At 48.1% G+C, this 23,500-nt stretch carries 17 protein-coding genes and 1 pseudogene; 4 read left to right on the top strand and 14 right to left on the bottom strand.

Translation table 11 applies throughout. The annotated features are described in order from the left end of the window. Positions 1 to 62 precede the first annotated feature (62 nt). From SPK40_RS18755 to SPK40_RS18735, 5 genes are all read right to left on the bottom strand, one after another. Positions 63 to 2,441 carry a hypothetical protein gene (locus tag SPK40_RS18755; protein ID WP_330961510.1) on the bottom strand — a complete coding sequence of 793 codons (2,379 nt, stop codon included), beginning with the start codon at positions 2,439 to 2,441 and terminating at the stop codon, positions 63 to 65. Beyond that, the gene (locus tag SPK40_RS18750; protein ID WP_330961509.1) at positions 2,438 to 3,571 is read right to left on the bottom strand and encodes a hypothetical protein; all 1,134 of its coding nucleotides are present in this window, start codon (positions 3,569 to 3,571) and stop codon (positions 2,438 to 2,440) included. The genes SPK40_RS18755 and SPK40_RS18750 overlap by 4 nt, the downstream gene beginning before the upstream one ends. An 83-nt stretch (positions 3,572 to 3,654) precedes the next feature. Next, positions 3,655 to 5,250 carry a hypothetical protein gene (locus SPK40_RS18745; protein WP_330961508.1) on the bottom strand — a complete coding sequence of 532 codons (1,596 nt, stop codon included), beginning with the start codon at positions 5,248 to 5,250 and terminating at the stop codon, positions 3,655 to 3,657. A 9-nt stretch (positions 5,251 to 5,259) separates the two neighbouring features. Next, positions 5,260 to 5,571, bottom strand: a complete 312-nt coding sequence (locus tag SPK40_RS18740; RefSeq protein ID WP_330961507.1) for a hypothetical protein — start codon at positions 5,569 to 5,571, stop codon at positions 5,260 to 5,262. A 2-nt stretch (positions 5,572 to 5,573) separates the two neighbouring features. Next, entirely contained in the window at positions 5,574 to 5,921 is a 348-nt protein-coding gene (locus tag SPK40_RS18735) for a hypothetical protein (protein WP_330961506.1), read from the bottom strand. Between the two features lie 347 nt (positions 5,922 to 6,268). On the opposite strand from SPK40_RS18735, the gene SPK40_RS18730 reads away from it, so the two are divergent. Both SPK40_RS18730 and SPK40_RS18725 read left to right on the top strand, forming a co-directional pair. Then, positions 6,269 to 6,475, top strand: coding sequence for a hypothetical protein (locus SPK40_RS18730; protein WP_330961505.1), 207 nt, complete (start codon positions 6,269 to 6,271; stop codon positions 6,473 to 6,475). Between the two features lie 153 nt (positions 6,476 to 6,628). Beyond that, positions 6,629 to 6,964 carry a hypothetical protein gene (locus tag SPK40_RS18725; protein ID WP_330961504.1) on the top strand — a complete coding sequence of 112 codons (336 nt, stop codon included), beginning with the start codon at positions 6,629 to 6,631 and terminating at the stop codon, positions 6,962 to 6,964. Positions 6,965 to 7,983: 1,019 nt separating this feature from the next. Here the strand turns inward: SPK40_RS18725 and SPK40_RS18720 are convergent. The 5 genes from SPK40_RS18720 to ftnA form a co-directional block, all read right to left on the bottom strand. Next, positions 7,984 to 14,895, bottom strand: coding sequence for an RHS repeat-associated core domain-containing protein (locus SPK40_RS18720; protein WP_330961503.1), 6,912 nt, complete (start codon positions 14,893 to 14,895; stop codon positions 7,984 to 7,986). Positions 14,896 to 14,920: 25 nt separating this feature from the next. Then, complete coding sequence (locus SPK40_RS18715) at positions 14,921 to 15,400, bottom strand: hypothetical protein (protein WP_330961502.1); 480 nt, start codon at positions 15,398 to 15,400, stop codon at positions 14,921 to 14,923. A gap of 313 nt (positions 15,401 to 15,713) precedes the next feature. After that, positions 15,714 to 16,901: an NAD(P)/FAD-dependent oxidoreductase gene (locus tag SPK40_RS18710; protein WP_330961501.1), complete on the bottom strand. Its 1,188-nt coding sequence runs from the start codon at positions 16,899 to 16,901 to the stop codon at positions 15,714 to 15,716. A gap of 142 nt (positions 16,902 to 17,043) precedes the next feature. After that, positions 17,044 to 17,382, bottom strand: coding sequence for a universal stress protein UspB (gene uspB, locus SPK40_RS18705; RefSeq protein WP_248144575.1), 339 nt, complete (start codon positions 17,380 to 17,382; stop codon positions 17,044 to 17,046). Positions 17,383 to 17,493: 111 nt separating this feature from the next. Then, positions 17,494 to 18,021, bottom strand: a complete 528-nt coding sequence (gene ftnA, locus SPK40_RS18700; RefSeq protein WP_248144576.1) for a non-heme ferritin — start codon at positions 18,019 to 18,021, stop codon at positions 17,494 to 17,496. Between the two features lie 242 nt (positions 18,022 to 18,263). Here ftnA and SPK40_RS18695 point away from each other — a divergent pair, with 242 nt between their 5' ends. Together SPK40_RS18695 and SPK40_RS18690 are read left to right on the top strand one after the other, a co-directional pair. Continuing rightward, positions 18,264 to 18,686, top strand: a complete 423-nt coding sequence (locus tag SPK40_RS18695; protein WP_248144577.1) for a universal stress protein — start codon at positions 18,264 to 18,266, stop codon at positions 18,684 to 18,686. Positions 18,687 to 18,810: 124 nt separating this feature from the next. Beyond that, entirely contained in the window at positions 18,811 to 19,683 is an 873-nt protein-coding gene (locus SPK40_RS18690; protein ID WP_248144578.1) for a carboxylate/amino acid/amine transporter, read from the top strand. A 114-nt stretch (positions 19,684 to 19,797) separates the two neighbouring features. On the opposite strand, the gene fre is transcribed toward SPK40_RS18690, so the two are convergent. From fre to SPK40_RS18670, 4 genes and pseudogenes are all read right to left on the bottom strand, one after another. Further along, positions 19,798 to 20,508 carry an NAD(P)H-flavin reductase gene (fre, locus tag SPK40_RS18685; RefSeq protein ID WP_330961500.1) on the bottom strand — a complete coding sequence of 237 codons (711 nt, stop codon included), beginning with the start codon at positions 20,506 to 20,508 and terminating at the stop codon, positions 19,798 to 19,800. Beyond that, the gene (locus SPK40_RS18680) at positions 20,492 to 20,788 is read right to left on the bottom strand and encodes a 2Fe-2S iron-sulfur cluster-binding protein (protein ID WP_330961499.1); all 297 of its coding nucleotides are present in this window, start codon (positions 20,786 to 20,788) and stop codon (positions 20,492 to 20,494) included. Before SPK40_RS18680 ends, fre begins: the two co-directional genes overlap by 17 nt. 39 nt (positions 20,789 to 20,827) lie before the next feature. Further along, positions 20,828 to 22,279: pseudogene (gene ubiD, locus SPK40_RS18675) on the bottom strand (4-hydroxy-3-polyprenylbenzoate decarboxylase); the annotation flags it as partial. A gap of 140 nt (positions 22,280 to 22,419) precedes the next feature. After that, positions 22,420 to 23,478 (bottom strand): hypothetical protein, encoded by a 1,059-nt coding sequence (locus SPK40_RS18670; RefSeq protein ID WP_330961498.1) that lies wholly within the window; start codon positions 23,476 to 23,478, stop codon positions 22,420 to 22,422. Between the last annotated feature and the right edge of the window lie 22 nt (positions 23,479 to 23,500).

The following is a 23,500-nucleotide window of genomic DNA, read 5'->3' as shown; positions in this document are numbered from 1 at the left end:
AAATCAGTACGGCAGCTCTGTTTTTCATGTGTTACCTACATTTTCAGAATAAACAATGACAACTAAAACAAGAATCCATGCAGGCTTCTCAGCACTGCGGCATCATTTTGATCAGCCTGTTGTTCCGAAGAAACAGCAGGTGAGGCATCAACACTGGATTCTGCTAACCATTCCTGGGTGACCCTGCTCTTTTGCTCCGCCATCATCGTCCGTTGCGTACTGTTTTCAATCGATGACAGCAGCCAAGACTCATATTGCTCAATATTGTCTTGTGCGTTTTTAAATTGAATTCTCAACGCAGCATCCTTTTGCGGCAGCAGGGTCGTTGCTTCTTCCGTTAAGGTATTTTTGACCAGATTAAAGACTTCATTAATTCTGGCTTCTGTCTTCTGACTGTAATCTTGCAAAGCCAGATGACGCTGATACAAGTCAACCTTCCCTTGCAGGGCGGCGGCCTCTTTCCGATCGGTTTGATCCAGCATTGAGCCGCTGACATGAACCCCTTGGTAACCGTATGTCAGTCCCCAGTTCATAATCGACTTATTCCAGACATACCCGCCATAACTAAATAAACTCTTCGACTTTTTCTTCGCTTTAATACATGGGTATGGCACTTTGACACCCAAGATCTTCTTCTTGCAAATACCCAACCAGGGATATTCAACAAAAGCACTGATTTGACCATTGAGTGCCCGGACGAACGCATCTGAAGTTAGCGCCAGTTTCAAGTAAGGTTCACCGTTGTTCGCAAAGAACAATCCTGCCTTTCCGCGAAGCGGCGCACTCAGGTTCAGGACATCAACATCCCCTCTCACCCCGACAGAAATCACTTTCTTAATCCCCACAGCACCTTCACCAAAAGCACCTGCTCTCGCCATTGGCACCAGTTCTGCGTATACCTGTGTAAAGGTCAGGCCCGCGCCAAATTTGGCATTGGCACTGGCGTAAACGCCAATAGAGACATACACAGGAATCGGGCCAATCGCAAATTGCTGGGTGTAAGCATAGTTATAGCTATAGCCATCACCAGAACCTAACAACTCTTTTTCATATTTCAGAACATTGGTTGTTTGCTTCTTATTAATTTTGGCGAGCTGCATCCCCAAGACTTGAATATCGGTATTAAACTCCAGCAAAGTCGGACCAACTTCAGCCTGCGCATAAGCACCAATCGCGTTATTTGTCCGTCCCAGCAAAAAGACATCTGCACGTCCGACCGCAATCCCCCACTGAACTTCTTCTGAGCCGCGAATTTCATAGTAAGCTTTCGCCTGTGCACCAATCACTTTGCGGCTGCCTAAATCAAATCCATTCCAGTCTTTGCGTTTCTTCAACACCAAATCTTCACGCGTGGGCGGTTCAAAAGACTTATTGAAGCTAATGACGGGAAAATCAGGCATATCCAGATTTTGAGGCAGATCTAAACCCAGCTCGGTAATCTTCGCTTTGATGAATTCAGGCGACGGCATCTTCAGCTTCACTTCAAAGTCATCGATTTCCAGCAATTCAGATGCCCAGCTCATTGCCTCCTGCAATGGCGCCCAGGACAAAATACTGTCGCTGCCGGGAATGGGCAAACCCAGCCCCTGGAAAGCATCCGATATTTTGGACTCCAGATAACTGACGATCGCCTGAAGATCAGAGCCGTTGCCAAGTATGGCCAGGATGCTGTCTTCATCAATTTTCGCCACGCCATTCTCATCAACAACCTTCAGTCCCATTGCACCCGGCAGGTTATAGCCCAGCGCACAAAGGATCTTGCTGGTATTGTTGATGCCTCGGATATAGTCATCAAACTTGGTCAGGTCACCGCTTTTCAGCCGGTATTTATGATCGATTTTCAAACCATGTTTGTCGGCAATGTCATCCGCACGCTGGTTGATTTTGGTCACCAGTTTTTCCACATCAATCTTCGGACACTGGCCCGGGTCAATCGCATCCAAGCGACGCAACAACTCTTCTTTTGCGTAAAGTTCAAGCGCTTCCAACAAGCGCTTTCTCATGGTTTCCGGATCGCTGAACAGCTCATAGATATCAACCGGAAGCTGTTCAAAGCTCTCATCCCTTAATGAATATCCATAGGGCGTAATTTGCTGTTCCAGCTGATTGGCCGTTTTAACATATTCATTAATTTCAATCTTAAAAGGCTCTTTGATTTCAACTTTCAGCGGGTCATCACCTTGAATACTTAAGTCAAATAATAAATAAGTAACCCCGCCTTCTGTCATGACTGAAACAGCATCATCCGGATCTTCATCCGCCATGCCTTTCACTTCACCAGCGGTAAAAGGCTGATAAGGCAGCGGCGTCCGATCGCCCAGAACCAATCGAATCACATCATCGCCATCCTCAACCTTTGACGTTTCAGCAAAAGCCTGATGAATCGAGAGACAGCTCAAGGCGAAGAATAAAAACAGTCCGTATCTTATTAACTTATTCACTGGCTTATCTCCGTATATGGCGCCTGAGGAACTCTCACCAATTGCGTATATAAATAGCGCTGCTGTTCAAGTGTCATCTGACTGATCGTATTCAAATCCAGCCCGATCAATGATTTCAGTAACGCGCAATTATATTTTTGGTAGTTCACTTCATCATTGCACTGACCAACATAGATATTGAGCGTATCCATATACTTTTTATACAGGTGGGAATTTGCACGAACCCGGTTCATCTCCAGCTGATATTTCGCTTGCTGGTACCGGTCGTCCAGAAATTCAATTCCCGGCTGTTTCAGGCTGCCATCCAGCGGGCTGGAGACAATGACTTTCATGTCTGCATGATATTGTTGTTCAAACTGCTGAAAACGTGCATCTGCGGCAAACCAGTCTCGTCTGGCGTAAGACTGCACAAATGCAGCACTTTTTGCCGCATTATCCATGCGCGCAGAGAGCAACTGATCCACCGCGAAGATTTCATTTAATTTCTGTAAGGCTGCGGTCAGTTCAGGAAACTCAAGTTTCGAGCGATTGATGAGCGTTTCCAGGACTTCTTTCGTCATCAACAACGCGTCATTCAGCCGCTTCAGGTGCTGCGCTGAAAAGTCGGTATTCAAACTTTCAAACGCCTGATACGTGAGCGCGACATTGTCATTCAGTGCCACAATCACAGACTTCAGCTCCTGGATATAATTTTCCGGGTAAGCGGGAATATTCTCTAACAGCTGTAAACCAGTTTTCGTCCGGCTGTATATTTTCTTCGCTTCTTCTTCAGACTGATACAATTCATTCATCAGCGTTGATATCTGGCTTTTAAAGGCCGCTGTATCCGTCGCTGCGAGTTGCTGATGATCGCTGATATCCCGTCTGAGCTGATCCATTTTTGCCAGCCAAAGCACATGTTTCTGATACCAGACCTCAGCCATCTCGGCAGAACCATGTTGTCCTAAATAATACTGCTCGCGGGCCAGATCGTATTTTGTTAACGCGTCCAGTACCTCATCCAATCGGTAGTTGATTTGATTTAACTGAAACTGCTGTTTATCCAGCATTTCAGGGGTGACATTCGCTGCAGATGATGTCCAGGGGAGCATCATCATACAGACAGAGAACGAAAGCAGACGAAGTTTCATACCCTATCCCGGTGATAAACTTAAAAGAAAAAATACAGAGAAATATCAGAGGGTTCACAAACCCTCTGATACCAAATAGAAAATCAAAGCTTTTCTAATTTATTTCTCAGCTCATTGAGTTTCTCGACTTCCGCAGCATCTGCAATAGAAACGATATACAGGAAGTGTTCAATCACTGCACTGATCCCCTGAACTTTTTCCTGTTTGCTTTGTTTTAATGACTCAATGCGAAGGACTAAATCTTCAATCGTATTGTCATTATTTTCATCATTGATCAAACCTGAAATATGAGAAAGGACGATCATTGAATCCCAGTTCGCCAAATATTCATCCGAATATTTCTGATTGAAATAATCGTCATACAGGTAGCCAATCGAGAAATTAAACAATTGGCCAATTGCTGAAATGCCCTGACCTTTTAACTCTTCAACCAGTTGTGCCATCAGAGCAAAGTTCGGTACAGCCTGACCATCATCCCCCGTCACACTCAGCTCTGTATTTGCAACAAGGATATTTTTATAGGCTTCCCCCTGATAACGCTGCGGAATCGCACCGGCATTAAAAAAGTCGTGCACGGTCACGGTAGAAGCGATGTTGTTCCAGTTCACATTAACTTCAGCCAGAATATCCTGTTTGATGGCGTTCGTATTTGTGCTGATCTTCTGGAGTGTATTATGTTCCGCAATCACATAATTCGCATCTTTCAGCAGCTGCTCACCGAACCGAACCAGCTCATCAATATAGCTCCCCCCTGTCCTTTCAAAGTTGAAAGACCAGTTTCCAGTTGCAATATCCTGATGATTCACCAGACTCAACCGAACATTTGATGTGCAATATTGCTTGAATTTCTTGAGCTGACTCTGATCAAAAGCACTAATTAAAGAACCGCCCAAAAAGCCGACCTGTGTCATATTTGCGTTTCGATAGGTCAGGCTGATGGTGACTGGATCAACCCTGATTTCACCCACACAAGTCAGTTCAAAATAAGGGGTTGGGTTCACAGGAGATTTGATCGAACCAGTCCACAGTTGCTGATTCACCAGCGAGGTTTGCTTCCGATCCGTCACCGTCCCTTTTACAAAGAATGTGATACCGCCATTGCTGACCGGAATATAGCCCTGCCGGTACGACAGCTCATTTTTCCGGGTGGTTTTCACCAGGTTACCACTGTAGTTGGCCACCGGCTGAATCTGGCTGATATCCGCGGCATCCGGTGCCAGTGTCAGCTTAGACGAATAACAAGTTTCAATATTGCCAGAAACCGAGCAATAGTTTCCGGAGCCGTAATGGCTGGAAGGCACAAAATCATTTGGCCCGGCTTTACACTCAATGGTTCCTGCCGTCTGATGCGCCTGGTTTCTGAAGCTCTCGTAAACGTCTTTACAATTTTGATAACGTTTACTCACCTCAAGGACACCACCATTCTGACGCAGAAGCAATTCGCCCGCCAGGTCCTCCGGTTGCAGCAGCAATGAGGCAGAATTTTCTGTATTGAGCCGTTGAAGCTGAGTCGGCACCTGCTGGTTCTTGACCCATTTCTCAAGGTTACAGACCCGATCCCGGTGAACCGGGTAACTACTGTCGTTGAAGCAAAAACTATCTGTTGTACCCGCAAATACACTGAATGGAGCGCTGGCAAGCAGGCAGGCACTCAGGAACCCAAAATTCGTTTTATTCATTGTTTATCCTTACTGAACCAAATCAAACGTCTGAAGCTCATAAGCGCCATTGACACATTCAGATGCAAAATGGACCTTCACTTGCGTTCCGGTGAACATCGCTGAACTTAAAACGGATAAGAGCTGCTGCTTTTCTGCGGGCACAACCACTGCATTTTTCCCACATACAGTTGAGGACACCGGTTTTTCGAGAGCCAACTGACAATAGGCAGCATGGATATCGCACTGAATGCCCTGAATAGTGTTCACATCTGCATCAGAGGCGCTCGCGCTTGCAGCCATCAGGGATAAAGACAGTGCCAGACCAAGTTTCTGATTCATGTTCAGGCTCCTTCATGCAGTGCTTTGGCCAGCACCTCATAAGATTTCAGCTGAGGCAAACCGTTTTCCCCGCACACTGAATCAATCGCCACAACCACCTGATGTCGCGTCATCATGGCTGACGACAAAAGCGCCACGGCCAGTTTTCCCTGCGTTGTGTCACTCGACCAGCTGATCTTGTTTGAGGCGCATTCAGCAGGCCCGACTTTTTCTGCACCCAATGAAAAGACACATTGCTGACTTTGCTGATCACAACCAATTTGGGTGATCCATTGAGGGGCCGAGACTTCAGCCTGAGCAACGGTGCAGAAAGCAGAGAGGGCAACACATATCAACGTTTTAAATTTCATCTTCCATCCTCAGTGAGCAAATGAATATTCATCCAGGAAATCACGCCCCGGGTCAGTGAATTCAGCCGGTTTGAATCACAGCTTCATGTTTCATTGCATTTCAAAGAAATGTGATTCAAAAAATCCTTTCTGATGTATTCCTTCGTTGCATCCAATCAAAAGCAAACACGTTCCAGACAGAGCACCTGAAACAAATGAAAAGCATAAAGGAACTATATGAATATTTGTGTATAGTATACTCGATGCATAAAAACTCAACGGGTCACGTCGAATTTTCACTCACAATGCAGAGCGATTTTGTAAACCATGACAGCGATCTGAATCATTCAGCGAAAAGTGAAATAATGATGAAAAAATTGTTATATATCATGGTGTTTTGGGCGCCGATAGTGACCCGGGCTGATCCTTGGTCGACACCAGCACGCATCCAGTGGTTATATCCAACAAACAACGGACTGGTTTTCGGCACTCTGGACGATGCCAATCAGACATTCAGCAGCTGCGATGCTGGCAAGCGCTTTATCATTCCCCGTCCCATAACAATGACGCAGTGATGAGCAGCACCATGATTGCGGCATTCATGGCAGATAAGAAAATCAAGATGGATATTGATGGTGCGCTGTTGAATCAACCTGTCTGTGAACCGTCTATGAACCGTTTTTTTGTTTTTCAATCAATCATTCAACGCAACGGAAAAAAGGTTATTTATGAAAAATTTAATGCTCTTTTTGATTCTGTCTTTCTCTGCAACAACCTATGCGAAATGGCAATACTACGTACAGCCTGTAGAGTTATTGTATGAAGGGGATGACAATGGATCACGCGCTTACATCGTGTTTCAGGACAAATTCCCGGTAGATGGCTGCACGAATCAAAACGGCGATTATATTCGGATTTACGGTGACACACAGAAAGGCCAGTATTTTATCAGTACTCTACTGACGGCCATTACCGCCAATAAAAAAGTCTGGCCAGATATCTCAGGCTGCGACGACTGGGGCCGCCCGGTTTTAACGGGGTTGCGAATCAAGACAGGTGTTTGAGCCAACTCCGTGAGATCCCAGCCACACACTTTCATGTGGCTGGGCTTTGACAATAATATTGCTTAATATTCAAGTGCATACAGCCAAATTGTGAATGCTAGTATCAAAAAAGATAACGAGATAAAACACTTTAAATATTTTTTACTTTTATTTATTTTTTGAACCGGTACCTTGGTTAAATCTGAACGAAATTTTGAAAAAAACAACCACAGAAACACAAAATAATAATCACCCCGGCAAACACAAGATCACTTTTGAATAGACTGTATCCCCAAAAGTAGCTACCGAAGACCATCGCAGACAGAACATATTGAATACAAGACTGCGCAAGTAATAACTCTGCATTATTTTTATCATGCTCACCCCAGTAGCCTTTAATCTGGGTTCTCAATATTTCAACATCTGGTAATTAACTTACTCTACACCAATGACGCCTGTCCCTGTAAAGTTCTACGATGTCCTTTTCATAACATGTCTGTCCTTGTAGTTTCACTGTCAGATCAGGTTTGAATCAGTACACTTAAGGTGCCTGTCCCTTTATTCCACTCTACACCAATGGCGCCTGTCCCTGTAAAGTTACTTTGAGAGAAAACAACCCGTATATTTCATTCCATACCACTCATGACCAGTGTTCAACCATACACTTAACTCACAAAATTGGTCTTTGAGTTTTCTTGAAATTTATCTTCTATAAAACTTAGAAAAACCTCTTCATCCTTAACGCATAATATCCCCAACAGAAAGATATTATAACATTCAGAACAAACATCAGCATTACAGAAAAAGGGCCAACAAATACAGTTATCAGTGTCACAAAAGTAAAAACAAGTAATGTGACCACATTACAATACAATGTTCTATCCTCTATAAAATCCAAGATAAACCCTAGAGACAGCACTGCTAAAGTCAATCCTCCGTACATAATATTTTCAACCAAACTAAATTCTTTATACAAACCTAGATATAACCCAAAAGAGTATGTGATAAATAAACCGAAATAATATTTAGTTTGTAATGGGTTAGTCATAATATGAGTCCAAACTCACATAGTGGCTATATGCCCTTTCTAAACCACCACTGATCACTTTAAAAGGAGTCCTAACTCCTGCCGGTAGTCTATCAGAAACATAACCACTGACTCTATTCATCATCTCAGCTGTGGATGTAGCAACTGTATTTTCTCCAGCAGAAATAATTTTACCTCGAGCTAAGTCAATAACAATACCACTCGCTCCTGCTCCTAAACTTACAGCACCAGCAAATGCTGCCATATGCACTTGACCAGCCACTGCGGCAGTATATGCCATATCACCCGAAATTAAGGACAGGTTATTCGATGCTTGTGACCAGCCATCCAGCTCTTGATCACATGGGGCTAAGGAATGCCATGCCCTTGCTAATGCACTCCAGTCAAGATTCATCAAGCCATTGTAGTTATATCCCGTGGTAGCACTATATATAATATTGTTAGCACGTAGTGCCTCGGGTTTAACCTTAAATGAATGTGTCATGGCACTTCCATAACTCCATCCATCAACAAATTGACTATTCGTTAAAGAAGGATTCACGAACCCATTTTCATCATAATGCAACTCTACAGCAAAGCCTGAGCTTGTGATCATCGCGGTACTATTCAGGTCAGTTCGTCTTCCATAGTGATCTGGATCTTTACCATTATGTCCAGTTCCCCTCGGACCTTGTGGCCCACGATCTTTAGCGTCCCGATCCGGGCCATCAGGCTCACCCCGGCCAAGCGGATCTCGACCACCGCCAACATCCATACCATTACTGGTAAACAGATAACCAGTTGGATCGATATACTTCATCGGGTTATTGATAACAAAGCTGTATCGGTTGAAGCCATTTGATATATAAGGAGATTGTACAAAAAGATCCGGGCTCAAAAACCGGCCCAGTTCCTGATTGTACACCCGGCCATTCATGTGAATCAGGCCCACTTCTTCAATGTGCTCGTGTCCGGTATAGCCCCGGTTGGTGACTGTATCCTGTACCACCACTTGCGGGTTCGCTTTCTCCTGCCACTGAACCGCACGCATTCGGCCCCAGACGTCGTAACTCCGGCGCGTGACAATTTCCCCATAACCGTCGGTGATCATATCGACAGAATTCAGCGCATCGTAATGCAGGTAGCGAACCTGTTTGTCTTCCAGTTGGTTCTCTGCATTTTTCACCTGGGTGTTCAGCGCGATCAGTTTGCCATCGGCATAGATATAGTGCTGATGTTCAACCTTACCGGTTTTTGTGTCAGTGACCCGCTCGTAAAAATTACCGAAGTAAAACGTCTGCTTTCCATCGCTGGATGTTTTCAGATAACGCTGATGATCGGCATCATAAACGAACGCAACGGTGTGATGATCACGCGTGATCTTCACCGGTTTATTAAATGCGCTCCAGTCCACGGTACGCTCAGGCACCGTCGCACTGCCCGCCACAGCACGGACCATATTTCCGACACCATCGTACTGATACGTCAGACCATTGGCCTGCGTGACCGCATGGGGTCCGGCATTCTTCTGGTCGTAGTTGTAACGGCCGACATCGGTCTTGCCCGTGATATTACCCAGCTTATCGTAGGTGAAGTCAAACGGGCCAGCAAAATCCGGATTATTCGGACCGTGCCTGTCCGGTGTATCCAGCACAACGCGATTGCTAATGACCCGGTCTAACCCGTCATAGGTGTAGCTATCGGTAATGCCCAGTTCGCTATTATTCCGGTAAACCACATTGTTGTGGTTATCGTACTGATAATGTAGAAAACGAACATTTCGGCCTTTGCCTGTCGCACCCGGCAAAGCCGAATGGAACAAAGTGTTCGCACGATGCGTGGTGATGAAGTCCGGACGGCCGGTAGCCGGGTTATGGTTGTAGGTATTCACCAGGCCATTTCCCAAGGTCTCCGATAAGGTGTGATCAAATGCATCAGTATCACGCCGCTGCCAATAATAAATAAAGGCCGGATTGTTTGCAGAAGCTTCTAATTCTGACTGCGTCAGAATGGTATTCAAATGGTCCGCCTGACCAAGCTGATCCGTATTCGTGCACTGATTGCTTTGGGCATACTGTATCTGCTGACCGCCCATTTGGTTGGCATACGTACAGTACACGCCAGTTAGATCCGCCACACGTTCCGACAAGGCAATCAAATCATTAGCCAGATCCACATAGAATTTATAATGCTGTCCTGAAATCCGGGCGGCTTCTGAAAGGTCTTCCGCCGTAAAAAGCAACGCTTCGCGCGTTTCAGTATCCGCTTGCGCGACATAAATGTCCTGATTGCTCATTAAATCTTTCTGACCGTTGTCGTCATAATCAGCCAGCAAGAAATCATGAGAAGCCGTCAGCGGCAGTTTATCGAATTCTGCCTTGGAGAACGTATGAACCGAAGCATCATAATTGCGCTTCCCATCACTGATACCCGCTAACTTGGTTTCCAGCTGGTAGACCGCATCGCCAAGGGTAATATCCAACGGAATGCTCACTTCGTTATGCAGAAGGACCCAAGTCGCCGGACGTAAATAGCATTGCCCCTGACTGTCGCACCACTGTTTAAAGCGATATCCATCCCCCAGTAAGGCCGCAGATGATGCATCCAAATGGTGAATGTTAAGGGTTTTCTTCTGATACTCAGCTGCTTTTTCCTGAAAGAATGCTTCACGGGCAGCATACTTTTCTGCCGTCACCAGATACTGAGATGCCTGTGCTTTGGCCTGTTTCAGTAATTCCCGGATCTCCTCCCGGAAACTCGCACTGGTAAAGACCTTATCTGCGTAAGTCTTCGGACTGCGCACCGCCGACATGTAGCCATAAGGGTTGTAAATATATTCAACCGCTAAGCGATCCAGTGGATTGTCTTTGTCATTGAGCCGGTTCACGAGTCCCGCCGCGGAACTGTCAACACCATTCGTACGAACTTCCCGGCGAATCCGTTCATAGGCATCATAAAAATAATAGGTACTGAATTTTTCACCGCCGGTCTGCACTGCAACTTCTTCGGTTAATCCGGCTGTGTTGTAGTAATAATCGGTCCGTTTACCGTACCCTTCAGATGAAGACAGCATACCAATCGAACGAGTGTCATAAACCCAACTCGATGTCTTGCCGCCTCCGGTCTGTTGAATTTTACGGCCCAGCACATCGTATTCTGTCGTGGTCACAATGCCATTGGCATCTTTCTGAACGATCTGTTCGCCTAAAGCATTATTGATATAGGTCCACTGGCCCAGATCCGGATCATCCAGCATGCTTCGGTGGCCCAGATTGTCATAACGAACCCGGGTCTCATTTCCCTGTGCATCTGTCGTCGTGCGCAGCAGCCCGTCCGGATAATAGGTATACCTTTGCGATGCACCTTCCGGTTCAATTTTTTGCAGAATATGTCCCAACAGGTTTTGCACTGTGCTGTGCTCATATCCCCGGGCATCTGTCACTGTTGTCTTCAAACCCGCATAAGTGGTCGCGAAGACTGCGCGGCCCCCTTGACTAGCCGGTTCCGATTTTTTCACCTCGCGGTTCAGGGCATCATAGTCAATGGTGACGAACGGTGCCGGGGTGCGCTTCGATAGAAACTGCGGCCGCGTCACCTTCACCTTCCGGCCATTGCGGTCCCATGTCGTATCCACCACAACCCACTGCCCGTTAAACGCACGATGCAGACGGCGGATTTCGCGACCAACATAATCATACTGAATCACCACCTCACCACCGGCAGCCGCTTTGGTCACCGTACAAGCCACCGTTTTCGCGGTGCGATACGCGCAGTCTTCGTTCAGCTGATACGCATAAGCAACAGTGTTACCGGTGCCCGGCAGCGTCTCGGTTTTCAGGCGGTTAAAGGCATCGTACACATAACCCTGGGTACGTCCCTGCGGGCTGGTGGTTGAGGTCAGCACCCCATCATTGCTGTACGTTACCTTCGTTTCATGACCCAGCGCGTTCTGAAGCCGGTCAGCAAATCGTCCCTGACTGTCGTAAACCGTTTCTGTTTCACGTACCGGCACATCTGTCCCCGAGACCGATTCCCGGATCAGGTTCCCCCAGTTGTCATAACTGAACAGCTTCGTCAGCGATTTCCCCGCGCCGCCTGTTGCGGAACTTGCCTCATAACTACTCGCCGTGGTGGTTGACGAGCCCAGTAGACCATGGGAGGTATAAGTAAAGGTGCTTGTCACCGTACGCGTCAGGTCAGTCGTCACATCGGTCAGCGTGGTTGTGGTCGATTTCAGCGCACTTGCCTGCCAGTAACGGTCTCCGGCGTCTGTAACGAGCTGAGCCACCGTCCCGGCAGGCATGTACTCATTCACAACACGCTGAGTAAAGTGCCCTGCATTGACATCGGTGCCGGTCAGGATCGTGTTTTCTTCCGTGACATTGCCGAAGGCATCCACTTTCCGGGTGATCACTTCTTTTCGAGTGATCAGGGAAGCATCTTTCAGATCATATTGGATATCTTCAGATTTCTGAGCATAAACCTGATAATTTTGGCCTTTTTTCTCAGCGACGAAGGTATTTTGGCGATACGAGACTTTCTGACCATCTTTCAGAACCGCTACGCTTTTCACTTTACCGGCTTTAATGCCATCGGTGTTTTCAAACTCAGTCACCCGGACCGTTTTAACATCTGCAACTTCTGTTTCGGTGATTTTTGCAAAGCCGAGGAAACCATAACCTTCCCGGTGAGATTTGGCCCCTTCATACACATAGTTGTAGATGGTTTTTTCATAGCCTCGCGGCGCTTTCACGACATCTGAGACTAAATAACGGCGTGGTGTGCTGTTCTCGACTGGGTAATGAAAATAGTTCTTCTGCTTGAGAACAGATATGTCTGAGGCAGGCTTATAAACAATGGTGTAATCCACCCCGTACTCTTCAATTTTTTTAATTTTATCCTGAGCAAAGGGAATACTTCTTTTGATTGTTCTGTTTGCGACATTATCAGGCCAGCCATCTGAGTTTACATCAACAACTTCGACATTTTCTGCAATTGCTGAAAAATTGCTGGACCTCTTGTTGTTATTTCTGAATCGACCTGATTGGTTTAAATATGCCGTTGCATGATAGATGACCTCTGAGAAGCCATCAGAGTTAAGATCAGCTATTGCTACTTTTTTAGGCTGAAAACTTTTAATATATCTCCTGCAATATTTATCTTTCCTATTTCCAGAGATACAAATATAATCTTCTGTTTTAACCCTTCCGTGTTCTGGAATTGTTAAAGTGTCACTTAAATTAAAACCATTTCCTGTAAACAGATAAACCTTAAGTGAATATGTGACATTACCAAAGTTATTCGTATTATTATTCCATTTTTCTGTTCCCATAATCACATCAAGGTAGCCATCACCATTGAAATCACTCACCTCAACAATTTTACCGCCAGCACCAAACTCACTCACCTTTTTGTCTGACCTGTAGTATTCATATTTACCTGAGTTGTATTTCAGATACTCATTATTTAAGCCATCTGAGTCGAAATCATAATAAACACAGTTCTGACAAGTCTTCGTCAGTGAATATTGCCCATTCCCTTTCTTATCCAATGGATACGTGGATGAACTTGCCCAACTAAAACCATCAACATTATGATCAAAATAAGGATTAAACTTTCCACCACCTGCTGGGTAAGACAGCATTTTTCCTTGTGTGGCATAAAACATTGAGGCCCAAATATCACCTCCAGACCACGCACAAAATAGTTTTGCAAAGGGTTTATTATTCCCATTCCAATCTGCCACACTGAAATCTTGACAGAGTGCTTTACTTACTTTGTCTATTCTTTGAGTGCTCAAAGCGGAGGTTGAGCGTGCATCACTATTGCGAACAACAGATTTTAAATTTCCCCCTAACGCAAAAACCTCAACATGACCATCACGCTCAACATCATAAAATTTCAGCTTTTTAGTATCAGAGCTAAATATTGTTTTCGTTGATGCAAATTCAGGTTTACTCCGAGACTGCCAGGTAAAAGTCACTGGTGTGCTGCAAATCCCACTGGCACACTGCTCAATCTTCGTCAGTAATGAACGTTGCGTTCCTTCTGACGATGCATACTTCAGCTGATAAGTTGTGTACTCCTGTTGGGTACTGTTTCGGGAGCCACCGCGTGCCACCACAGATTGAATGCGGTGCGCCTGATTCAGTCTGCTGCCTTTTAAATAAGAAAAAGTCTTGTCGCTCCGTCCTTCATAATTGATCACGACGGAACCGCCTTCGTAACTGACCTGAGTCAGTCTGTGGGTGCCGCCCTTGTTATCTTCTGCATAGATATAGTCAATCGGGTTTGCCCGGGTTTTATCAACGGACTTGTTCAAAGCCCATTTGTAAACCTCTTTCTTTCCAGATAATTCAACGCGTGAATCAGCCGTGACACCATACTCAAAAAGCTGGCCGGTTTTGCTCCACACTTTGAAATAGGCAGGTCCATTGCCTTGCTTCCCGACAGAGATAATCTTGCGGTAGTCGTTAATATGGGTCCGGTATTCTGTCTGATCCCCGCCCGGTTTACCCGAGATGGCAATCAAACGTTCCCCGTCAAGACAGTATTGATCATTCGAATCAAAATTCACGCCGCCCCAGACCCCATCAATCGCCCGGTTCTTCCCGCACCGGTAGATCGCTGACAGCCCTTTCAGCTGCCAGCCGACCCCTAACAGACCATTGCCACTGTTACTGCGATATTCAAAGCTGAGATTCGGTTGTTGTCCGGCACGCCCGGGCGCCACAGCCACAGGCAACGAATACGAGGCTTCACCGCCTGAGGTCTGGTATTCACCACTGAGCACTAGGGTTTTCTCATCCCCAGAAGTCAGTGCAATTGCTTTTGCAGGCACAAGTCCCCCCAGCATGCCGAGGAAGAAACAGGAAATGGTCGTCAAACTTTTGACCTTTTGGCGGTTGATATATCCGTCTGTCATGAATGTGTCCTGCAAATATTCGTTCTTATTTTTCTGATTGATTCGGTGTCAGCACTTGATTCAACGCATCCAAACGTTGCTTCAGTACATTCAGTTCTTGTGCTTTTTTTGTATCCAGGACCACATCTAATTCCTGAATATTCTTTTGAGAAAACTGATCTAATTCACCTTTCAATAAAGGTAAATGTGGTGCGTCCTGATTCACCAGCCCGTATGCGACGGTCTGCTGTAACTGTTGTACCGGAGAAGGATAATTCGCGGTATCACTGAGAATTGAAGCAGGATTATCAGAAGTATGATGAGAATCAAAGGTAACACTTGGTAATTTATTCTTTTTACCAGGGTTAGCTGATTCACCTGATAATAAAAGATAAGCCATCATGAAAATCATTCCCCCCAGAAAAATAATCGCTATTCTGGTAATTTTCTTGGTATGACGCCCCACTTGATTTCCTCGAGATACATTAAGATTTGCACATGGAATCACCAGAACTTCTATCGTCATCCAACTGATATTCAAGAAGAATCGTTAATGAATATAAGAACTAGCTATAATTTATCAGGCGTATATTATACATTCCTCAATAATACACAATTAGTTGCAAAGAATATTAGCCAAAATGTGCTTCAAGACCCAAAATTACGTATCCTCGAATATAGTTCTTGACTCATGACAGTAACGAAATCGCTCCGTATCAATTTCAAGTATGAAGTTGTAAAGTCCTTTGAATAGTGTCATTCCTCATGATTAACCAGAATTAGAAATACAAAAAAGCCCTGCATTGCAGGGCCTCTCTTTTTAGTTGGTTGTGACTCACTCACACATGCTGACCGGCAACAAAACCTGAGCTCCAGGCCCATTGGAAGTTGTAGCCACCAAGCCAACCACTGACATCCATCACTTCGCCGACAAAATATAATCCCGGCACCGTTTTGGCTGCCATGGTTTTCGACGACAGGCCGTCGGTATCCACGCCGCCGAGGGTGACTTCAGCAGTGCGGTAGCCTTCGGTGCCGTTCGGGGCAATTCGCCACTGATGGAAATAATCGTGAAGTGCCTGCACCTCTTTCGGGTTCAGTTGCTTGAGTGGCTTGTCTTCAATATCACCACGTTCAAGCATGGCTTCGATCAGACGTTTCGGTAGCAGTCGGGACAGAGAATTCTTCAGGCTCTGGTTCGGATGCTTGTCGCGCATAGCCTGCAGGGTCTCATCCAGACTCAGCGTCGGCAGCAAATCAATCGAGACCGCCTGCCCCGGTTTCCAGTAAGACGAGATCTGCAAAATTGCCGGGCCAGACAGGCCCCGGTGTGTAAAGAGAATGTTTTCTTTAAAACTGGTGCCGTCTTCTGCAGTCACGACCGCAGGCACGGCAATCCCGGACAGATCAGCAAAAGCGTCTTTATCTTCGACATGCAGCGTGAACGGGACCAGTCCGGCCGTGGTCGGCACCATCTTGAGGCCAAACTGCTGCGCAACCTGATAACCGAAAGGTGTCGCACCCAGTTTCGGCATCGAAAGGCCGCCGGTCGCGATCACCAGAGATTCACAGTGCACAATGTCAGTATTGAGCATCAGGGTGAAGCCGTCATCGGTTTGGGTAATGTCATGCACATCGCAGCGGTAACGCTGCTGAACCGTTGGCAGGTCGCATTCTTTGAGCAGCATCTCCACAATGTCTTTGGCAGAATCCAGACAGAACAGCTGGCCATGGTCACGCTCTTCATAGGCAATCTCATATTTAGACACCATGGCGATGAAATCCCACTGGGTATACTGGGCCAGTGCAGACTTGGCAAAATGCGGGTTGCGGCAGACATAGTTCCCGGCTGTCACATCGTAGTTGGTGAAGTTGCAGCGACCACCACCGGAGATCAGGATTTTCCGGCCCGGCTTCTTCCCGTGTTCCACGACTAAGACAGAGCGCCCGCGCTTACCCGCCTCAGCGGCACACATCAGCCCGGCGGCACCAGCGCCAATCACCACTACATCAAACTTCTCTGCCATTATCTTTCCTGCTCTGCGACCTGTGCGTAAACCAAAGAAAAAGGATGCGGTAACCCATCTGGTTACCAGGCATCCTTTTCTAGTGCGCGTATTTTACTCATCTGTCGCCGGAATACCAATCTCAGAAAGCGGGTGGCAGAAGTCAGATACCGAGATAGGCGACCACGAAGATGGTAATCAGGAAAACCATCAGGCTGGTGCTGGCGAGAACAAACAGCTTGCGTACCTTTTCGCACTTGGCCATGAATATTTCATCATGATGCTTCTGGTACTGCTGACTGCGGATATAGTGGAAGAGCCGGATCTGCTTGTTCACATTCCCCTGAGAGGAGAAAAAGCCCCGGCCGTCAACCTGCTGATATAAGAGCGGATCGCATTCACGCATGACCACCAGCAAGGTTTTCAGCGTACTGACGTAACGAGAAATGTTGATAATGGCCACTAAAAACAGTGCCATGAGGATTGCATCGCCACTAAACATAGTACCCCCCGAACAACGGCTATTGTTCAATGCTGGCCGGGATAAGCCGGGAGCTGCAATCCACAGCGGCGAACTTTCGGAGAGGAACGCCGCCGTGATCCCCAGTGCCTGTCAGCCGGCCTGCTGACCCATGACAGAGCTGGATTCCTGCTTCGCCATGGCGGCAAGATCTTTATCGATGAAGAACAGAGCTTTACCGTCTTCACCAACCAGTTCGATCTTGTCCAGAATACCTTTGAACAGTTTCTCTTCTTCGTGTTGTTCTGCAACATACCACTGCAAGAAGTTAAAGGTTGAGTAGTCCTGAGTGGTGAAAGCGACATGTGCCAGCTTATTAATACATCCAGTGATCAGACGCTCATGTTCGTAAGTGGCGCGGAACACTTCACCCAGAGAACCAAACTCATGCTGCGGTGCTTCAATGCTGCCCAGAATCGGCATCGCACCCGTCTCGCTTACATAGGTAAACAAACGCTGCATATGTTGCATTTCTTCTGCCGCATGCATGCGGAGAAACTCTGCCGCTCCTTCAAAGCCCTTATCTTCACACCAGGCACTCATCTGCAAGTACAGGTTTGATGAAAAGAACTCCAAGTTGATTTGTTCGTTCAGTTTATCAACCATTGCTTGAGCTAGCATCGCACTACTCCTTTCCTAATCAAGTGTAATCAACACATTGTCACTATGCATAACTGAGTTTGCAACTCACCTGACAAGGTATCATGCTTATCCTGACGGCAAATCATAAAAAAGCTAAAAAGATCCAACTGCTTGGCTACAGAGCTCGCAGAATTTTCCGTCGGTGTACGCAATGAGATCAGCACAGCATTTTTCCCGAATACGCCATGCTAGCATACAAAAAACATACAGGAGAGCAGGTTATGACCTATCAACATATTTTGGTTGCGGTTGATTTATCTGAAGACAGTCACATTCTGGTCAGCAAAGGCGCAGCACTGGCGCGGACACTCAATGCCAAGCTGTCGTTGATCCACATTGATACCAACTATGCCGAACTCTACACCGGTCTGATTGATATCAATCTGGCTGAAGCTCAGTTCCGTATGGCCGATAACGCGAAGGAACAGCTGCAGGAGCTGGCTAAAAAAGCAGAACATCCGGTCACGCATACCTTTGTCGGCAGCGGTGATCTGAGCGATGAAATCTGCAATATCATCAAAGAGTCGGATGTTGACCTGATGATCTGCGGCCACCATCAGGATTTCTGGAGCAAAATCCTCTCCTCCACCAAGCAACTGATCAACCACACCCCGGTTGACCTGCTGATGGTCCCGCTGCACTAAATCTTTTCTCTGGCTGACGACTGTGAGCGTCAGCCAGTCTCCCGTAACATCAGACCAGCCCACCCATTGGCTCAGCACTGATTTCGGTTACACTAGGCGGCCGAAATTCAAAGGACACTGTCAAATGGGATACTTAACTGCGATAACGCTGCTGTGGGCGTTTTCTTTCAGCCTGATTGGAGTCTATCTGGCCGGACAGGTCGATGCCTGGTTCTCCGTCCTCACCCGGGTCGCTCTGGCTGCACTGGTCTTTCTGCCATTTCTGCGTCGCCAGCACCTGACACTGAGACTGTCACTCAAGCTGATGGTCGTCGGGGCTTTCCAGCTCGGGATCATGTACTGCTTCTACTATCAGTCTTTCCTCTATCTGACGGTTCCGGAAGTACTGCTGTTCACCATCTTTACGCCAATTTACGTCACCCTGATTTACGACCTGCTTCAGCGCCGCTTCTCGGCCTGGTATTTGGTCACTGCGGTCATTGCGGTACTGGGTGCTGCGGTGATCAAGTTTGAAGGCATTAACGAAAACTTCATTCTCGGTTTCCTGATTGTTCAGGGGGCAAACCTGTGTTTCGCCATCGGCCAGGTGGGCTACAAGGTGATTATGGAAAAAGAACAAGCCGATTTGCCTCAGCATACTGTTTTCGGTCTGTTCTATCTCGGTGCAGCCTGTATTGCCCTGCCGATGTTTCTGATATTCGGCAACATGGAAAAACTGCCGACCACCAACACTCAGTGGAGTATCCTGATCTATCTGGGGATTGTGGCTTCAGGCCTGGGATATTTTATCTGGAACAAGGGCGCTACCCTGGTCAATGCCGGGGCGCTGGCCATCATGAATAATGCACTGGTGCCTGCGGGTCTGATCGTCAACATCGTGATCTGGAACCGGGATGTCGACTATCCTCGTCTGCTCATCGGGGGTGCGATTATTCTGCTGTCACTGTGGATCAATGAGACCTGGGTGAAACGCCGGGTCGCTGCAGCACATGCCTGATCAGCTTTGCTGAAATACAAAACCACCTCGCCATCGGCAGTGGTTTCGTGAGAACAATAAAATGCCCCTGCGATTGAGGTAATCACAGGGGCTTTTTTATTCAGACTGAACGAATCAGATAAAGGCGTAAGCATCCGCGAACATCCGCTCACGGTCTGCACCTTTCTCAGCGGTGAATAGTTCGCGGGCGGCGCCAGCCATTTCAAAACGGCCACAGATATAAATATCGTACGCAGACAGGCTGACAAAATCCTCGCTGACAGCTTCCAGTACGTTCCCAAGCTTGCCCTGCCATCCTACAGGGGCAGTTTCAACCACAGGGACATAAGTCAGATTCGCGTGTTTGGCTGCCAGCTCAACCAGCTCATCATGAGCATACAGCTGACAATCATCACGACCGCCCCAGTACACAAAGATTGGCTGGGTCATGCCCCGGCTCAGACAGTTATCCAACAAGCTGCGAACATAGGAGAATCCGGTACCACCGGCAATCAGCAGCAAGGGTTTGGTGCTGTCTTCACGCAGCCAGGCATCCCCCATCGGCGCTTCAATGTCGAACAGCTGGCCGTCTTCCATGGCCTGACGCATGGCCTCCACCACCTCAATGGCAAACGGGTTATGATCCGCCGCACCAATGTGCAGCTCCAGCTCCTGGCCACGGCAAGGACTGCTGGCAATGGAAAACGGACGCTTATCCTTTTCACCCATGACCGCCAGCAGATACTGGCCAGCCTTAAAATCTACCGCCTGCTGAGGCTTCAGCAGGATACGGTAGGTATTGCATGCCAGTGACTCGACTGACTTCACTTCACATTGAATCGACATTCTGTTCCTCGTTATCCATTGTCAGTACCAGATCGCTGCGGGCCATCGCCAGGCAAGGGAAAATCCATCCGGCGGCCTGTTCTTTCCCGGTCAGCATCGGCGCCAGCTGATAGGCCACCTCGCCCGACAGTTTACGACACAGGCAGCTGGCGCAGGCCCCGACCTGACAGCGGTGGGGAAAGGCAAGTCCCGCCCGGCGTGCCGCACTCAAGAGGGTTTCTTCCTCACCAGCATCGAAGTCAACCTGTTCTGGCAGCAGTCTGATCCGGTACGTTGTCATGACTTGTTTCTCTGGCTGCTATTTCGCCAGAATTCCCAGCTCATCCCAGAGAGCATCCACCTTCGCAACCACTTCCGGGTCCTTCACGATAGGCGTGCCCCATTCGCGCTGAGTCTCACCTTCCCATTTGTTCGTCGCATCCAGCCCCATTTTGGAGCCCAGTCCGACCACAGGCGACGCAAAGTCCAGCGAGTCAATCGGGGTGTTTTCAATCATCACCGTATCCCGCGCCGGATCCATCCGGGTGGTAATGGCCCATATCACATCGTTCCAGTCGCGTGCATTCACATCATCATCACAGACAATCACGAACTTGGTGTACATAAACTGGCGCAGGAAGGACCATACACCCATCATTACCCGCTTGGCGTGACCCGGATACTGCTTCTTCATCGTCACCACAGCCATACGGTACGAACACCCTTCCGGCGGCAGATAGAAATCGACAATTTCCGGGAACTGCTTTTGCAGGATCGGTACAAATACTTCATTCAGCGCCACGCCCAATACCGCAGGCTCATCCGGCGGACGGCCGGTGTACGTGCTGTGATAAATCGGGTCTTTGCGCATGGTGACATGAGTGACGGTAAATACGTGGTGGCGCTCCACCTCATTGTAATAACCGGTATGATCCCCATACGGCCCTTCATCCGCATACTCGTTGGGATCAATATAGCCTTCCAGCACGATTTCTGCGCTGGCAGGCACGTCCAGATCATTACTGATGCTCTTCACGACTTCCGTTTTGCTGCCCCGCAGCAGACCCGCAAACGCATACTCTGACAAGGTATCTGGCACTGGGGTCACCGCACCGAGAATGGTGGCAGGATCAGCACCAAAGGCGACCGATACCGGGAATTTTTCGCCCGGATGCGCCTGCATGAATTCCCGCAAATCCAGTGCGCCGCCGCGGTGAGCGAGCCAGCGCATGATCACTTTGTTCTTGCTCAGTTTCTGCTGACGATAGATCCCGAGATTCTGGCGTTTCTTTTCCGGACCACGGGTGATGGTCAGACCCCAGGTCATCAGTGGTGCCACATCCCCCGGCCAGCAGCTCATCACCGGGATCTTATCCAGGTCAACCTCATCGCCCTGCCAGACAATCTGCTGGCACGGTGCTTTGCTCAGCCGCTTGGCCGGCATATTCAGCACTTGTTTAAAGACCGGCAGTTTATCGATGGCATCGCGGAATCCCTTTGGCGGCTCCGGCTCTTTCAGATAGGCCAGCAGCTTGCCGACTTCCCGCAGCTCCAGCACATCTTCGCGGCCCATCCCCATGGCCACCCGCTCTGCGGTGCCGAACAGGTTTGCCAGCACAGGCATGTCGTAACCCACCGGATTTTCAAACAATAATGCCGGGCCGCCCGCACGCAGGGTACGGTCACAGATTTCCGTCATCTCATACCGGGGATCGATCGGCTGCTTGATACGCTTGAGTTGCCCACGCTCTTCCAGGTAGGCAATGAAGTCGCGCAGATCGTTGAATTTCATTCCTGCACCCTATCTGTCAATTCGCCCGGCCCATTCAGCAGACCGGGATGAAAATAGGACACATTATATACGTCTCATGACCAAGATGCTTGTTTCGTGGGAAATTATTGACCGTTCGTTATTTCAATACGCCAGAGCCACTAAGGTGCTGATGCGGACAAGGCCGTTTCAAGGTTTCGCTTCAGGGTATAACTTTTCGATCCGGCCGCCAGCTTGGCTAACCAGCCGGAATGGCCCTGACTGACCAGCTGGCTGGCCACCAGCCCGCCATCTTCCGGCTCCGACAGCTTACTGAGCAGAAAAACCTCCACCCGACTCGGTAGTGGTTTCAGCGTAGCGAGTGCCTGGTATGCCTGATCCTTCAGCGACGGATTCCGTGTCGCTTCAATCAGCTGGGTAATGGCTGCCGGCTTAGGCAGCAGATCAATTAAGCGATTGAGTTCTGCGCGACTGTAACGATCGGTCCGGCGTCGCCAGAGTTGCTCATATAATCCCTGATCACCGCTGATTTCTGCCAGCCGGGACAGCAGGCCGTTATCCGGCAACCATAACAGATGCCGGTCAGACAGAAATTGATCGGCCAGATAACGTACGCCGGATTCAGACAGTTCAGATAACTGGGCCAGTGCAATATCACGCCGAGTCCGCTGGGTGTTCAGTTCATCCCCCAGCCAGTCGGTCAGCACCAGCGTGCCGGCTTCAACTTCGCGGACAAAGCGCTGCGCCAGTTGTTCACTTTCCCAGTGTTGCAGTAATTGCCGGGCCTGAGGGCCATAGTTGAAAGCAGATCGGGTTACAGTATAGCCGTCGCCCTGCTCTGTCAGGGTAAACCGGGGATTGCGGGAGGCCTGTGTTTCCAGCCAGCCAATCTTTTGTTCATCCAGTTGCTTGAGGCTTTGCGCGTAATCCACCAGCGCAGCACGAAGGGCTTCCTGTTCCAGCACAGGAAAATCGGTCAGCTGTTGATCCAGCCGGGAAATCTCACTTTCACGGTAGAGGTTCTTGAGCGGTTTCAGTTCAGGTGTGATGGCTTCAGTCACCTGCCGGTATTCCCGCTGACTGATTTCATCAGCCTGAACCGGTAAGGCAAGCCAAGCCATCCACAACCCGAGCCACATGCCCCATCCTTGTCGCATGTCGTTATCCTCAGTGCCATCACCGGCACGTGTTATCGTCAGATAAGTTATGAGAGCCGCCATCCTGGCAGGCCTGCTCCGTTGT

Source organism: Photobacterium sp. 53610 (assembly GCF_036409375.1).
In the GTDB taxonomy this organism is placed as follows: domain Bacteria; phylum Pseudomonadota; class Gammaproteobacteria; order Enterobacterales; family Vibrionaceae; genus Photobacterium.
Note: the sequence above shows the minus strand (reverse complement) of the source record. Positions and strands in the feature narration are given on the sequence as shown.